Raw genomic sequence first — 14707 nt, 5'->3', positions numbered from 1 at the left:
TATGAGCCGATCCGTACCCACCTCAGTGACGAGCATCACGCCATCGTGTGATTGTGTCAGCCCTTTTGTTTGAACCCCACCAATGCCTCGACCACCGCTTTGTGGGCCACTGATGGTGATCGAGCGTTAACCCTTGGGCTAACGTCAGCCTCAGTCTGTCCCCACCTGCCCTCACCCCGCGGAGTCCCGATGAGCACTGCTGCCGCCGTCCCTGCCCGTACCGGAGCGGTCCTCGCCGACCTGCTGCCCGCCGCCCGGCACCGTTACGCCGTCGACACGGCCCTGGTCCTCGGTGGCGCCGCGCTCACCGGTATCGCCGCCCAGATCGCCGTCCCGGTCCCCGGCTCCCCGGTCCCGGTCACCGGCCAGACGTTCGCCGCGCTCCTCGTCGGCACCGCGCTGGGCGCCCGCCGCGGCTTCCTCTCCCTCGCCGTGTACGCGCTCGTCGGCATGGCGGGCGTGCCGTGGTTCGCGGGCGGCAGCTCCGGTGCGGGCGGCGCCTCGTTCGGCTACGTCCTCGGCATGCTGCTCGCCGCCACCGTGGTCGGCGGCCTCGCCCGTCGTGGCGGAGACCGCTCCGTCCTGCGCACCGCGGGCACGATGGTGGTCGGCTCCGCGATCATCTACGCGGTCGGCGTCCCGTACCTGGCGCTGTCCACCGGCATGTCGGCGAGCGCCGCGATCGCGGCCGGCCTGGTGCCGTTCCTGCTCGGCGACGCGCTGAAGGCGGCACTGGCGATGGGCGCGCTGCCCGCTTCCTGGAAGCTCATCGGCCGTCGCGGCTGATGCCGTAGCTCCCTCCGAAGAGGCTCGCCGGGTCGTGACGCGACACCAGACCGGCGAGCCTCTTCTGTGTCCGCGCGTCGTGGAAGCCGTCGGTGCGGTCTCCGCCGCCGAAGGAGAAGTTCAGCGAACGGCCCAGGGCGAGCGGGGCGAGCACAGCGGCCACCTCCGCGTAGAGGGCCCGTACAGACGCCACATCCGTGCCGTCGAGCGGCGACAGCAGCCGCAGCAGGAATCCGGCCTCGCGGTAGGGCACCGCGTTGTCGACGGCGGGCCGTACGGCCAGCGCGCCGCCCAGGTGGTTGAGCTGGACCACGGTCATCATCGGCGCCTTCGGCCCGGTCAGCTCCAGCGTGCGCACGGCACGCTCCGCGTCCAGATCGCCGAGCACCACGCTGTCGCCGTAGTAGGCGTGCGGGAACGGCGGGTCGCTGTGAATGGTGTGGCTGTCGGTGTACGGCATCTCCCGCAGCGAGTCCGCGAGCGCGGGCCCGATCGCCCGAAGCGGCGCGACCAGCCGCTCGCCCTCCGTCGCGCTGCCGGTGTACGCGACCCGCACCGAGATCACATACCGGCCGCGCATCGGCTCAGGCATCTGCGGGACGTCGGGGAACCGCAGAGCGGACAGCGATGACGTCAGTGCGTCGGGGACGGTCCGGGTCCACTCCAGATAACGGTGGAGCACCTCGGCGGCCGTCACGCCGTCCCGGTCCCCGTCTCCGTCGTGGCCTCCGTCTCCGTCGAAGGCGATGGAGCCGCCGTACAGCCGCCCGGCCTCGACCAGCCCGATCTCCATGCCGGTCACGACACCGAGCCGGTGCCCGCCGCCGCGCAGCGCCCAGAAGAGATCGGGCTCGCTGTCGGGGGATACATGGCGCAGTACGCCGTCGGCGGTCACCACGTCGAGTGCGCGCACATGGTCGGCGGCGTACCCGAACTCCCTGGCCAGTACGCCCAGACCGCCGCCGAGGGTGTAGGAGACGGCGCCGACACCCGGGGAGGAGCCGTTCAGCGGGGCGAGTCCGTGCGGTGCGGCGGCCTCGATGACCCGGCCCCAGGTGACGCCCGCGCCGATCCGGGCGGTGCGGCGCACCGGGTCGACCTGGACGGAGTCCATCCGGCGGGTGCTGATCAGTACCCCGCCCTCGACGGCCCCGGGCAGCCCGTGACCGGTGGCGTGGACGTGGACCGGGAGGCCGCGCCCGGCGGCGTCGGACACGGCGGTCCGTACGTCATCGGCGTGGGCGGCCTCGACGACGAGGCCGGGACGGATGGCGAAACCGGTCTGAAAGCCGGTCTCGAAACCGGCCGGGACATCGGCAGGGACCTGGGCAGGGGCAAAAGACATGAGAAGGCTCTCCGTTCGCTCGCTCGGTGGCGGTGCGACGGAGAGCCTTCCCGGTAAACCTGACATCCGCCGTCAGGTATTGCTGGGGGATTCCACAGCGGTGCGGTTCTTGCGGTTCCGGACCTCACGGACCAGCGAGATCGCCACCACAATGGCCGCGACGAGCAGCGAGAGCAGCACCTGCTCGCGTCCGCTGTCGTCGGTCAGCATGTAGACGAGGACGAACGAGATCATCGCGATGGTCGCCCAGGTGAGGTACGGGAAGAGCCACATCCGTACGACCAGCTTCTCCGGCTGCTCGCGCAGGATGATGCCCCGCATCCGCAGCTGGGTGAAGCAGATGACCAGCCAGACGAAGAGGGCGACCGCACCGGAGGAGTTCAGCAGGAACTGGAAGACGGTGTCGGGCCACTGGTAGTTGAAGAACACGGCGACGAAGCCGAAGACGACGGAGGACAGGATCGCCGCCTGCGGCACGCCCCGCTTGTTCGTCCGGGCGAACGCCTTCGGCGCGTCCCCGCGGCCGCCGAGCGAGAAGGCCATCCGCGAGGCGGTGTAGAGGCCTGAGTTCAGGCAGGACAGCACAGCCGTCAGCACGATGACGTCCATCACCTGACCGGCGTGCGGGATGCCGATGGAGTTGAGCGCGGCCACATAGCTGCCCTCCTCCAGGATCGAGGCGTCGTTCCACGGCAGCAGGGTGAGCACGATGAAGATCGAGCCCAGGTAGAAGACGGCGATCCGCCAGATCACGCTGTTGGTGGCCTTCTGGACGGCGCGCTGCGGGTTCTCGGACTCGCCGGCGGCGAGGGTGACGATCTCGCTGCCCATGAAGGAGAAGACGACCATCAGCACACCGGTGAGGATGGCGCCGGGTCCCTTGGGGAAGAACCCGCCGGTGTCGGTGAGATGCGCGAGCCCCGAGCCGGGGTTGTCCGAGCCGGGCAGCAGCCCGAAGACGGCGAGCAGTCCGACGACCACGAACGCACCGATCGCCACGACCTTGATCCCGGCGAACCAGAACTCGAACTCGCCGTACGACCCGACCGAGACCAGGTTCGTCGCGGTCAGTACGACCATCACGATCAGCGCCCACGCCCACTGCGGGACGCCCGGCACCCAGCCCTCCAGGATCTTGGCACCCGCCGTGGCTTCGACGGCGAGCACCACGACCCAGAAGAACCAGTACAGCCAGCCGATCGAGAAGCCGGCCCAGCGACCCAGCGCCTGGTCGGCGTAGGCGGAGAAGGAGCCCGAGCTGGGACGGGCCGCGGCCATCTCGCCGAGCATCCGCATCACGAAGACGACCATCAGGCCGACCAGCGCGTACGACAGGAGGATGGCCGGTCCCGCAGCGGCGATGCCTGCGCCGGAGCCCACGAAGAGGCCCGCGCCGATGACACCGCCGATGGCGATCATCGAGAGATGGCGGTTCTTGAGGCCTGCCTGGAGACCGTCGGAGGAGCCCGGTGCGTCCGGTCCGTTCGACCGGTCCGGCTTGCCGGGCTGGTGACCCGGTCCTGCCAGAGTCGTCTGCGACGTCATGGATCGAATCCTTACGTTCTCGGATCACGCGGTGCGTGTCCGGCTGCCGAAGTGGGGTGCGGCAGCGAGTGATGCATTGAAGCTCGCCGAGCGGCGCAAGCGGAACCCCTTATTCCGAATCGTTGACCGGATCGTTGCCCGAGTGGCGTTGCACACACAGGGCCCGCACATGGAGCCCACACGCACGTTTCGCCCGGTCCAGCGGGTCCGGCCGGACCCGGCCGGAGGGTCCCGACCCCGATGGCGCTTACCCGGCGATGCTCGTGCCACACTCGGAACATGCGCGTGTACCTCGGCTCGGACCATGCCGGCTATGAACTCAAGAACCACCTCGTCGAGTGGCTCACGGCCCAGGGCCACGAGGCCGTCGACTGTGGCCCCCACATCTACGACGCCCAGGACGACTACCCGCCGTTCTGCCTGCGTGCCGCCGAGAAGACGGCCGCGGACCCGGACAGCCTCGGCATCGTGATCGGCGGCTCCGGCAACGGCGAGCAGATCGCCGCGAACAAGGTCAAGGGCGTGCGCGCCGCACTCGCCTGGAGCGAGCAGACCGCCGCGCTCGGCCGCGAGCACAACAACGCCAATGTGGTCGCCATCGGCGGCCGGATGCACTCGGTGGACGAGTCCACCAAGTTCGTCGAGATCTTCCTCGCCACTCCGTACTCGGGTGAGGAACGTCACACCCGTCGCATCGAGATGCTGACGGCGTACGAGACGACGGGCGAGCTCCCCCCGATCCCGGCCCACCACCCGCAGCAGGGCTGACCGGCCTCCACCTGTGCCGCCGGTGTTCCCGGCGGCACAGTCATTTCCCCGCGTCACCCCGTCGCCGCGTCCCTACGTCACCGAGGAGAGCCGCAGCCGTGCCCGAGGGACACACGATCCACCGCCTCGCGGCGGACCACCGGGACAGGTTCGCCGGACGGCCGGTGCGGGTGAGCAGCCCGCAGGGCAAGTTCTCCGACAGCGCCGTCCTGCTGGACGGCCGCACGCTCACCGGTGTCGACGCCCACGGCAAGCACCTCTTCCTCGGTTTCGAGGACGCCGGCTGGGTCCACATCCACCTGGGCCTCTTCGGCAAGCTCGGCTTCGGTACGACCCCCGCCCCGCCGCCCACCGACACCGTCCGGCTGCGCCTGGTGACCGACCGCCACCACGCGGATCTGCGCGGCCCCACCACGTGCGCGCTGATCACCGACCCCGAGAAGCGCGCGATACATGACCGCCTCGGCCCGGACCCGCTGCGGACCGACGAGGACGGCGAGCGGGCCTGGCGGCGGATCTCCCGCAGCCGTATCACCGTCGCGGCCCTGCTGATGGACCAGAAGGTCATCTCAGGGGTCGGCAACGTGTACCGCGCGGAGGTGCTGTTCCGGCACGGGATCGACCCGTACCGCCTGGGCAGGGACCTCACGCGGGCGGAGTGGGACGCGGTCTGGGCCGACCTGGTGGTGCTGATGCGCGAAGGTGTACGGAACAACCGGATCGACACGGTCCGCCCCGAGCACATGCCGGAGGCGATGGGGCGTCTGCCGCGCGTCGACGACCACGGCGGCGAGGTGTACGTGTACCGCAGGGCCCGGCAGGCCTGTCACATCTGCGGCGGCGAGATCCGCACCGCCGACCTCGCCGCCCGCAACCTCTTCTGGTGCCCGGGCTGCCAGCGCGCTTAGCGCGGCACATTCCAGCCCGTCCGGCGTTCGAGGAGAACGCGGCCGGGGCGGAGGCCCGAGGCGGAGTTCCGCGCCCCCTAGAACCCCCGCGGCAACCACGGCGCCGCGTCCGACGAGAACGCCAGCGACGCCTCCGCCAGCGCGCCCGCCCTCAGCTCCCGTACCCGCCCGGCCAGGGCCAACGAGCTCAGCGACTCGCCGCCCAGATACGCCGAGCCCAACTCCCGTACCGAAAGTGCGAGATCGGCTGCGTCATCGGTCCGCCGGCACGACGCGACCCCCTTCGCGTCACCCGTGAGCCGCCAACGCCCCGCATTCCAGGGGCAGAACGCGTCCTCGACCTCGAACACCACATCCACCGGTGCCCGATATGCCCGCGCCTCCAGCGCCGCCCCCAGCTCCACCAGCCGCACGTGCAGACAGTCCCGGATCAGGATGTTGCACCGCCGCACGTCCGACACCAGGTGCAGCACCGCGTCGTCGACCGGCCGGTTGCGCGCGTCGACCGTCGAGGTCAGATCGATCTCGAAGAGGAACCGCCACAGCGCCGCGTACGCCGCCGGGTCGAGCGCGGCCAGGTCGTTCACCTTCACCTGGCCCTTGGGACCGGACGGCTCCCACTCGGGCTTGATGTGGTACGTCACATAGCCGACGATCTGGCCGTTCAGCTCCGCCAGCACGCACTGCTGCGCCGAACCACCCTGCCGGGAACTCACCGGGTCGACCATCGGCTTCCGCTCCCAGCCGGGCCCATGGGCCGGCGTGCCGGGGCGGCCGGCCACCAACTGCTCGTACACGCCCTCGCACGCGGCCATCGCCTCGTCCGGCTTCGCGTGGCGCAGCCGCACGTCGTCCGTGCCCTGCGGCACCGTCAGCCGCACCCGGTCCGTGTCGATCGTCAGGGACATCTGGCGCGAGGCGGCGCCGTATCCGAACCGGCCGTAGATCACCGGCTCGGACGCCGTCAGGACGGCGATCGGCTCACCCAGCGCCCGGATGTCGTCGAGCTGCCGACGCATCATCGAGGTCAGCAGCCCGCGCCTGCGGTGGGTGGACGCGACACTCACCATCGTGATCCCGGCGGCGGGCACCAGCGCCCCGCCCGGCACGGCGACCCGGAAGCTGAACGCCCCGGCCGTGGCGACGACATCGGTGCCGTCCCAGATTCCGATCGACCGCTCGTGCTCGGTCAACTGCTCGTCCAGCTCGCGCTGCTCGGGGGGCTCTGCGACACCGCCGAATGCGAGCTCCAGACACTCGAACCATTCGTTCCATTCGGACGGTCGCAACACGCGAAGCTCTGTAGTCATGGGCCATGCCTATCAGGGGCAAGGCCGCCGGTCGACCCGATTTCGAACGCATTGTCACGGGGTCCCCCTGCACCGGAGGCGGCCGGGTAGATAAGGTCCCCGCAATGGCCCGTCGCGCAGGAGCAGACTCGTACCCGGCCCGATTTCGGAAATCGGCGCACCGGGCACGCATCGCGCTGCGCAAATCCGGTGTCGACTACTTCCGCGGCGACGGATCGGACTGGATCGCACTGGCCGGTCTGCTGCTCACCATTCCGGCCATCACCTGCGCCACCCTGCTGAATCCGGTGTGGTGCTCACCGGCCGCGCTCGTCCTGCCGATCGTCGCGGGCGGTCTGCTGCTGCGGCCCGCGAGTCTGCTGGGTCTGTACGCGACCGCCGCCACCGCCCTGATCGTGGAGTCGCTCGCACTGGGCCCGTACGAGGACGGCCCGGCCCGGGTGACACCCGGCATCGTCCTGGTGGTCGCGGCCTGCGGCTTCTTCGGGCTGGTCCTCGCCCAGTTCCGGGCCAGGGTCGGTGTGCCGTGGCGACGCGGCGGCACCATGCTCTTCGACCTGCGCGAACGCATCAGGGTGCAGAGCGCCCTGCCCCGGCTGCCGCAGGGCTGGCACCGCGAGATGGCGCTGCGCCCGGCGGGCGGTCAGTCCTTCTCCGGTGACTTCGTCGTCGCCGCCCGTACCAACGGCGGACGGACCCTGGAGGCCGTACTCACCGACGTCTCCGGCAAGGGCATGGACGCGGGCTCCCGCGCCCTGCTGCTGTCCGGCGCCTTCGGCGGCCTCCTCGGTTCGCTGCCCCCGCACGGCTTCCTCCCGGCGGCCAACGGTTATCTGCTGCGCCAGGACTGGGACGAGGGTTTCGCCACCTCGATCCATCTGGTCCTGGACCTCGAATCGGGCGACTACGAACTCCTCTCGGCGGGGCACCCGCCGGCCCTGCAGCTCCACTCGGGCAGCGGCCAGTGGGAGGAGAAGGTCGCGGAGGGCCCGCTGCTCGGGGTGTACGACGGGGCGCAGTTCGACGCGGTGAAGGGCTCGTTGGCACCGGGCGACGTGCTGATGCTGTTCACGGACGGCCTGGTGGAGGCGTCCGACCGCGATATCGCGGAGGGCATCGACCGGCTGACCGGTGAGGCCGACCGCTATGTCGCCACCGGTTTCGAGGGCGCGGCCTGGCATCTGATCGAGGCATGCGCCAAGGACGTCAACGACGACCGGGCACTGCTGCTGTTGTCACGCAAATCCTGAACCGTACGCAAACGGGCTGAACCGGGCATACGTCAACGAGAATTGATCCATCACCGGAACGTGGGCGTCGGTGTGTCCGGGTACGAGACGGGCCCCCGTACCCGGACGCGCCGTCCGTCGTCTCAGGCCGGGACCGACACCTGCCCGGCGTCGCTGCCGCTGTCACTGTCCTCACCCCGGCCCCGCCCGCCCGGCAGGACGCGGACCAGCCAGTGCGACCTTCCGGCGGCCAGCGGTGCGAGGACCGCGAGGACGAGTACGTATCCGGCGATGAACGGGGAGAGCCGTTCGTCCAGCCCGGCGGCTGCTGCCATCGTGGCGAGGATCAGGGCGAACTCGCCACGGGCCACCAGTGTGGTGGAGATGTTCGCCGTGGCCTGCGGGCCGAACGCGTACACCTTGGCGGCGGCAAGTCCGGCGAGGACATTCATGACGAGGGTCACCGCGACGGCGGCCAGCACCGGCCACAGGACGGTCGGCAGATCGCCCGGGTTGATGGAGAGGCCGAAGGCGAAGAAGAAGATCGCTCCGAAGGCGTCACGCAGCGGGTGGACCAGCTTGAGGATGCGCGTGCCGGAGGACGTACTGCCGAGCATCAGACCGACCATGAAGGCGCCGATCGCGTCCGCGACCCCGAACCACTCCGAGACGCCCGCCACGAAGACCGCGGCGCCGAGGAAGGAGATGACGAGGAGCTCGTCGTCGCGGGTGTTGATCAGCTTGCCGATGACCTTGGTGCCGAACCGGGCGGCCAGGGCGAGCAGCAGCAGGAAGCCGAAGGCCTTGCCGCCGTCGACCGCCGCGGCGGAGAGGCTGTCGGCGCCCGAGAGGATCGGCTGGAGGGCGGCCAGATAGAGGGCGAGGAACACGTCCTCGACGACGATGATGCCGAGGATCGGTGTGGTCTCCGGATTGCCGATACGGCCCAGGTCGACCAGGACCTTGGTGACGATGGCCGACGACGAGATGCCGAGCACACCGGCGAGGACCAGCGCTTCGGACGTGCCCCAGCCCAGCGCGAAGCCGAAGCCGAGCCCGGCGCCGACGTTCAGGGCGAGATAGGTGCCACCGGCGAGCGCCATCTTGCGGCCGCCGGCCTTGAGGTCGTCGAGATGGAATTCGAGGCCGAGGTAGAAGAGCAGCAGCACCAGGCCGAGTGCCGAGAGCATCTCCAGGTCGTGCGGGTCGGCGACGAGCACGATGCCGGGCGTGTGCGGGCCGAGCAGGATTCCGGCCAGGATGAACAGGGGAATGGTCGGCAGTCCGATGCGGCTGCCGACGCGGGCGAGAACGGCGGCGGCGAGGAAGGCGCCGCCCATGGCGATGAGCGTGTCTGCGTGTCCGATGAGCCTGTCCTTCGATAGGTCAAGAGTGCGTCAAGAAATCGTCAGTAATTAGTTTACCGAATGATTGACGTTGCAAGTGTGGCCACCCCGGCAGCACCCTGAGGTCCCCCCACCCCCGGTAGCACCTGGGGTTTGCCCCACCCCCGGTAGCACCTGGGGTTTTCCCCACCCCCGATCCGCCAGCAGCCGCCATGGTCCGGACCTGCTCGTGATCCGTACGTTCGATGTACCGGCCGGACAACCGGTCGGCGAGCAACGAAAGGCGGACACCATGGGGCTGCGACGCACCAAGCAGGGCGCGCAGGACAGGCAGTACACGGCGGACGTCCACCAGGGGCCCCGCCCCTCGGACCTCGCCGTGGAACTGCGAGGCGTCCGCAGGCAGTACGGCCGCGGCGGCTCCGCCGTCCACGCTCTGAGGGGCATCGACCTCGCCCTCCCGCGCGCCAGTTTCACCGCCGTCATGGGCCCCTCCGGCTCCGGAAAGTCGACCTTCCTGCAGTGCGCGGCCGGGCTGGACCGCCCCACCGAGGGCTCCGTACGCCTCGGCGGCACCGAGATCACCGGCATGAGCGAGAACCAGCTCACCGAACTGCGCCGCACCCGCCTCGGCTTCGTCTTCCAGGCCTTCAACCTGCTCCCGTCCCTCACGGTCGAGCAGAACGTCGTCCTGCCCATGCGCCTGGCCGGACAGCGCACCGGCTCCGCCCGCAGCCGCCGTGAGGCCACCGAGATGCTCACCAGGGTCGGCCTCGGCGACAAGGGCGAGCGCCGCCCCGGCCAGCTCTCCGGCGGCCAGCAACAGCGCGTCGCCGTCGCCCGTGCCCTGGTCACCCGCCCTGATGTGGTCTTCGCCGACGAACCGACCGGCGCCCTCGACACCACCACCGCCGCCGAGATCCTCGCCCTGCTCCGGCACGCGGTGGACAGCCTCGGCGCCACGGTCGTCATGGTCACCCACGACCCGGCAGCCGCCGCCTACGCCGACCGGGTGCTCTTCCTCGCCGACGGCGCGATCGCGGACAGCCTGCCGCGGGCCGGCGCCGCACAGATCGCCGCCCGGATGACCGCACTGACCGCCCGGACGGCCCCCGCCTATGCCGGAGCAGCAGCCTGATGTTCACCCCGCACGTCCCGAACGGCCTCGCCCGCGCGGCCGTTCGCTTCAAGCCCTCGTCGTTCGTCGGAACCTTCGTCGCGCTGCTGCTGGCCGCGGCGATCGTCTCCGCCTGCGGCATCCTGCTGGAGACCGGCCTGCGCGCCTCGGTACCCGCGGACCGCTACGCGAAGGCACCCGTGGTGGTCGCCGCCGACCAGCAGGTCCACATGACGGTCGGCAGCGGCGAGGAAGCGTACGACGCCGCCACCCCCGTACCGGACACCGCGCGGCTCCCCGAATCCCTGGTGGGCAAGGCCGCCTCGGCCCCCGGCGCGGCCGCTGCGATCGGGGACGTCAGCTACTCCGTACGGCAGGACGACACGCTCCTCACCGCTCACGGCTGGGGCTCCACCGCCCTCACCGGCGCGCGACTGCTCACCGGCGAGGCGCCCGGGACCGGCGAAGTCGTCGTCCCCACCGGCACCGATGCCCGGGTCGGCGAGGAGATCATCCTCGACACCCCCGCGGGCGTACGGGAGTTCCGTGTCGCGGGCACCACCGCCACCGAAGCCACCGTCTGGTTCGCCGACCGGCAGGCCGTACAGCTCTCCGGCCACCCCGGCAGGGTCGACGCCATCGCCGTGCTCGCCGCCCGCTCCACCCCCACCGGCACCCTCGCCGACCAGGTACGCGAGGCCGTCGGCCACACCGCCGGGGCCCAGGTCCACACCGGTGACGGCCGGGGCGCCGCCGAGGACGCGGAACTCACGGGCGCCAAGGAAGGCCTCGTCGGCCTCGGCGGCTCCTTCGGCGGCATCGCCACCATGGTCGCCGTTTTCACCGCCGCCGGTACGGTCGCCCTCTCCGTCGGCCAGCGCAGCCGCGAGTTCGCCCTGCTGCGCGCCATCGGCGCCACCCCGCGCCAGTTGCGCCGCACCATCGCCACCGAGTCCCTGCTCGTCGCCCCGCTCGCCGGAGCGCTCGGCTGTCTGCCCGGAATCGCCCTGGCCCACTGGTGGTTCGGGCGGCTCCAGGACATGGGCGCCATCCCCGAAGCCGTCGCGCTGCGGGTGTCCTGGCTGCCGCTGACCGTCACCGTGGCCGCCACGATGCTCACCGCGCTGGGCGCCGGATACTTCGCCGCCCGCCGGCCGTCGAAGACCAAACCGGGGCTGGCTCTCGCCCAGTCCGCGGTGGAACGCCCCCCGTTCGGCTGGATCCGCACCCCGCTCGGCATCGCCGCCCTCGCCGGCGGCGTGGCCTTCGCAGGGGTCGCCGCGTCCACGAGCGGCGAGGACGCGGCGAACGCCGCACTCGGCGTCGTCATGTTCTTCATGCTCGCGGTCGGCCTGCTCGGCCCGCTGATCGCGCGGATCTGCGCCGCCGTCATCGGTTTTCCGCTGCGCGCCACCGGCGCGTCGGGCTCGCTGGCCGCCGCCAACTCCCGGACGAACTCGCGCCGCCTGGCCTCCGCGATCACCCCGATCGTGCTGGCCATGGCCTTCTCCTGCACGCTCGTGTTCATGCACACCAGCGAGGAACGGGTGATCGCACACCAGCAGCGCGACGCCGTCACCGCCGACCACATCGTCTCCGCCCCGGCCGGACTCGCCTCCGACGCGACCGAACGGGCCGCCGCCACACCCGGCGTCAAGACCGCCGTCGGGCTGCTCCGCAGTTCCGTTCTGGTGCCCACCGGATCGGGCGGGGACGCGCGGCTCCAGAGCACTTCAGCCCAGGGGATCACCGGCTCCGGCCACGACCTCGCCAAGGTCCAGGACCTCGACGTCCGGACCGGATCGCTGACCGGCCTGCGCCCCGGCACCGTCGCCATCGACACCACCCTCGCCGGATCCGCGAAGCTCGGCACGGGCGACCGGCTGGCCCTGCGTCTCCCGGACGGCACCGAGGCGACTCCGAAGATCGTCGCCGTCTACGGCCGCGGCCTGGGCACCGGTCTGGTCACACTGCCCGCCGCCGACCTCAGCACCCATGTCACCTCGCCGTACGTCTCCGAACTGCTGGTACGGGCCACACCCGCCGCCGCACAGAAGCTCGCCGCGCTCGGCACCGTCACCGACCGGACCGGCTACGCCGCCGCTCAGGACCAGAACCGTGAGATCAACGCCTGGGCCAACACCACCATGGCCGCGGTCCTCGGCGGATTCGCCGCCGTCGCCGCGGTCAACACCCTGGTGATGACCGTCCTGGACCGCCGCCGCGAACTGACCATGCTCCGCCTCGTCGGTTCCACCCGCCGCCAGGTCATGGGCATGATCCGCTGGGAGGCGCTGCTCGTCACGGTCGCCGGCGCCGCGATCGGTACCGGCATCGCACTGGCCACACTGGTCCCGATGGTGAAGGGACTCACGGGCGAATCGCCTTACATCCCGCCGACGTTGTACGGGTCCTTCCTCGCCGCGACCATCGGACTCGGCCTGGCCGCCGTGACGGTCCCGGCCCGGGCCGCCCTGCGTGGGACGGCCGAGCGTCCGTAGAGTCGGGCCATGCCCACCCCACGCGCACCGCTGACCCTGGCCGAAGTCGAGGCGATCGCCCGCGAGGCCCACGCCGACCAGCAGGACAAAGCGGGACGCCCGTACACCGAACATCTCGCCGCGGTCGCCGAGGGCGTACGGAGCAGAGGCGGCAGCGACGGACAGATCGCCGCGGCCTGGCTGCACGACGCCGTCGAGGACGACGCACTGTCGGAGGAGTGGCTGGCCGCCGCCGCGCTGCCCCAGGAGGTCAAGGACATGGTCCTCGCCGTCACCAAACGTGACGGCGAGGACCTCGGTGCGTACACCCGGCGCATCCTCGACACCCCGGGCGCCCTGCTGATCAAGGAGTCCGACCTGGCACACAACGCCGACCCGGCCCGCCTCGCCGTGCTGGAACCGGCGACCCGTACCCGACTGGCCGAGAAGTATGCGCAGGTACGGGGGCTGCTGGGGCTCACCCCGGGCGAATCGCCCGTCGAGCAATCGGTTCAAGCCAACACGGTGAAGGACTGATCCACTCGGATCAGAGCCTGGACGCGGCGCGCCGGAACGCCCAGTTCATGTCCGGCTCGGTCACCGGGCGCAGCACCCGCCGTACCGGCGGCGTACACATCAGCGTCACCGCACCGGCGGCGACCAGTGAGACGAGGACCAGGCCGCCGGGCGACGAGAGCCATGCGTAGCTGTCGAACACCCCGGCGTATTCGGCGCCCTTGATCAGGAATCCGTGGAGCAGATAGCCACAGATCGTTCCGGCGCCGAGCACGGTGAACCACATGTGGCGACCCGGCACCCAGGACAGGAACCCGATGGTGAGCAGCAGCGCGCAGCCGAACATCGCCAGTGTCATCACGGCACCGGACCACCACGGGGCGCCCATCTCGGGCGCGCTGTTGCTGCGGTAGAACCAGCCCAGCTCCATCCGCGGCGCCGCCCAGTACGCGAACAGCAGGGCCCCGGCGAACAGCGGGAGCGCGAGCATCCGCACCTCACGCCGGCGGACCAGCTGGAAATGCTCGGGCTTCAGCCGGAGTCCCAGCACGAAGAACGGCAGGAACTGCAGAACACGCTGGAGATCGAGATCGTCGCCGATCGCGGGGGAGAAAGAGGCGAGCACGGCGATGACGAGCGCCACGGGCAGCGGATGGCGCAGCGCCTGCCACAGCGGTGTGGTGATCCGCCAGATGAACAGCGCGATCAGGAACCAGGTGAGATACCAGGGGTCGGTCAGGCTGATCGGCTGATCGGGCGAGTTGTCCGCGTACCGCTTGAACAGCGAATACGCCGTCTCGAACACCACATAGGGCACGGCGACGCCGGTGACCAGGCGTTTTACCTTGGCGGCGGACATGTCGAACGAGCGGGAGAAATAGCCGGAGACGATGATGAACGCCGGCATGTGAAAGGTGTACGCCACCATGTACAGCGCACGGGCGGTCCGGCTGCCGTCCATCACCGGTTCCCACGCGTGCGCCACCGCGACGAGCACGATGGCCAGATATTTGACGTTGTCGAAGTAGGCGTCACGCTTCTTCGCCGGTGCAGCGGCCGGAGGCTTGTTCGCCACAGGTCCGGGCGGTGCCGCGGTGGCAGTCATCGTCCCTTGGTGTCTGGGCTCCGACTCCCGGGTCGCCGATGGGAGCGGGGCCCTCTGAAATACGTTCGGAGCGTGGAACATCTAAAGCACCTTAGACGCCGCGATTGCAATTCGTAAAACAGCCCACGGATATTGCATGTCCGCGTCCAATCAAAAGCGAAACCACCAAAAACCGCCCACTATGCCCTGCTTCATCCCCCTTAAATGGGGCATATCGACAGGTGGCTGAGGGAGGTGAATTTCGTCGCACCG

12 protein-coding genes are annotated in these 14707 nt (G+C 70.4%); 7 read left to right on the top strand and 5 right to left on the bottom strand.

What is annotated here, in order from left to right:
- Window positions 1-189 precede the first annotated feature (189 nt).
- Entirely contained in the window at window positions 190-786 is a 597-nt protein-coding gene (locus tag GA0115254_RS28970) for a biotin transporter BioY (RefSeq protein ID WP_093898234.1), read from the top strand.
- On the opposite strand, the gene GA0115254_RS28965 is transcribed toward GA0115254_RS28970, so the two are convergent.
- Together GA0115254_RS28965 and GA0115254_RS28960 are read right to left on the bottom strand one after the other, a co-directional pair.
- Window positions 767-2131 (bottom strand): FAD-binding oxidoreductase, encoded by a 1365-nt coding sequence (locus GA0115254_RS28965; RefSeq protein WP_093898233.1) that lies wholly within the window; start codon window positions 2129-2131, stop codon window positions 767-769. The genes GA0115254_RS28970 and GA0115254_RS28965 overlap by 20 nt on opposite strands.
- Window positions 2132-2203: 72 nt before the next feature.
- Entirely contained in the window at window positions 2204-3676 is a 1473-nt protein-coding gene (locus GA0115254_RS28960; protein WP_093898232.1) for an amino acid permease, read from the bottom strand.
- A 279-nt stretch (window positions 3677-3955) separates the two neighbouring features.
- On the opposite strand from GA0115254_RS28960, the gene GA0115254_RS28955 reads away from it, so the two are divergent.
- Both GA0115254_RS28955 and GA0115254_RS28950 read left to right on the top strand, forming a co-directional pair.
- A complete protein-coding gene (locus tag GA0115254_RS28955; protein WP_093898231.1) occupies window positions 3956-4444 on the top strand; it encodes a ribose-5-phosphate isomerase in 489 nt (162 codons plus the stop codon).
- A 98-nt stretch (window positions 4445-4542) separates the two neighbouring features.
- Window positions 4543-5352, top strand: coding sequence for an Fpg/Nei family DNA glycosylase (locus GA0115254_RS28950; RefSeq protein WP_093898230.1), 810 nt, complete (start codon window positions 4543-4545; stop codon window positions 5350-5352).
- 77 nt (window positions 5353-5429) lie between these two features.
- Here GA0115254_RS28950 and GA0115254_RS28945 read toward each other — a convergent pair whose 3' ends face one another.
- Complete coding sequence (locus GA0115254_RS28945) at window positions 5430-6662, bottom strand: GNAT family N-acetyltransferase (protein ID WP_093898229.1); 1233 nt, start codon at window positions 6660-6662, stop codon at window positions 5430-5432.
- A 104-nt stretch (window positions 6663-6766) separates the two neighbouring features.
- Here GA0115254_RS28945 and GA0115254_RS28940 point away from each other — a divergent pair, with 104 nt between their 5' ends.
- On the top strand, window positions 6767-7912 hold the full coding sequence (locus GA0115254_RS28940; RefSeq protein WP_093898228.1) for a PP2C family protein-serine/threonine phosphatase: 1146 nt from the start codon (window positions 6767-6769) through the stop codon (window positions 7910-7912).
- A 122-nt stretch (window positions 7913-8034) separates the two neighbouring features.
- On the opposite strand, the gene GA0115254_RS28935 is transcribed toward GA0115254_RS28940, so the two are convergent.
- Window positions 8035-9231: a cation:proton antiporter gene (locus tag GA0115254_RS28935; RefSeq protein ID WP_093898227.1), complete on the bottom strand. Its 1197-nt coding sequence runs from the start codon at window positions 9229-9231 to the stop codon at window positions 8035-8037.
- A 298-nt stretch (window positions 9232-9529) separates the two neighbouring features.
- Between GA0115254_RS28935 and GA0115254_RS28930 the strand changes: the two genes are divergently transcribed.
- From GA0115254_RS28930 to GA0115254_RS28920, 3 genes are read left to right on the top strand one after another with little or no spacing between them, the layout of a single operon-like run.
- On the top strand, window positions 9530-10375 hold the full coding sequence (locus GA0115254_RS28930) for an ABC transporter ATP-binding protein (protein ID WP_093898284.1): 846 nt from the start codon (window positions 9530-9532) through the stop codon (window positions 10373-10375).
- A complete protein-coding gene (locus tag GA0115254_RS28925) occupies window positions 10375-12855 on the top strand; it encodes an FtsX-like permease family protein (RefSeq protein ID WP_093898226.1) in 2481 nt (826 codons plus the stop codon). Before GA0115254_RS28930 ends, GA0115254_RS28925 begins: the two co-directional genes overlap by 1 nt.
- Window positions 12856-12864: 9 nt before the next feature.
- Window positions 12865-13371: an HD domain-containing protein gene (locus tag GA0115254_RS28920; RefSeq protein WP_093898225.1), complete on the top strand. Its 507-nt coding sequence runs from the start codon at window positions 12865-12867 to the stop codon at window positions 13369-13371.
- 10 nt (window positions 13372-13381) lie between these two features.
- Here the strand turns inward: GA0115254_RS28920 and GA0115254_RS28915 are convergent, their stop codons facing one another.
- Complete coding sequence (locus GA0115254_RS28915) at window positions 13382-14536, bottom strand: acyltransferase family protein (RefSeq protein WP_093898224.1); 1155 nt, start codon at window positions 14534-14536, stop codon at window positions 13382-13384.
- Window positions 14537-14707 lie beyond the last annotated feature (171 nt).

This window comes from Streptomyces sp. Ncost-T10-10d (assembly GCF_900091955.1).
In the GTDB taxonomy this organism is placed as follows: domain Bacteria; phylum Actinomycetota; class Actinomycetes; order Streptomycetales; family Streptomycetaceae; genus Streptomyces.
This window is presented reverse-complemented; position numbering and strand designations above follow the sequence as displayed.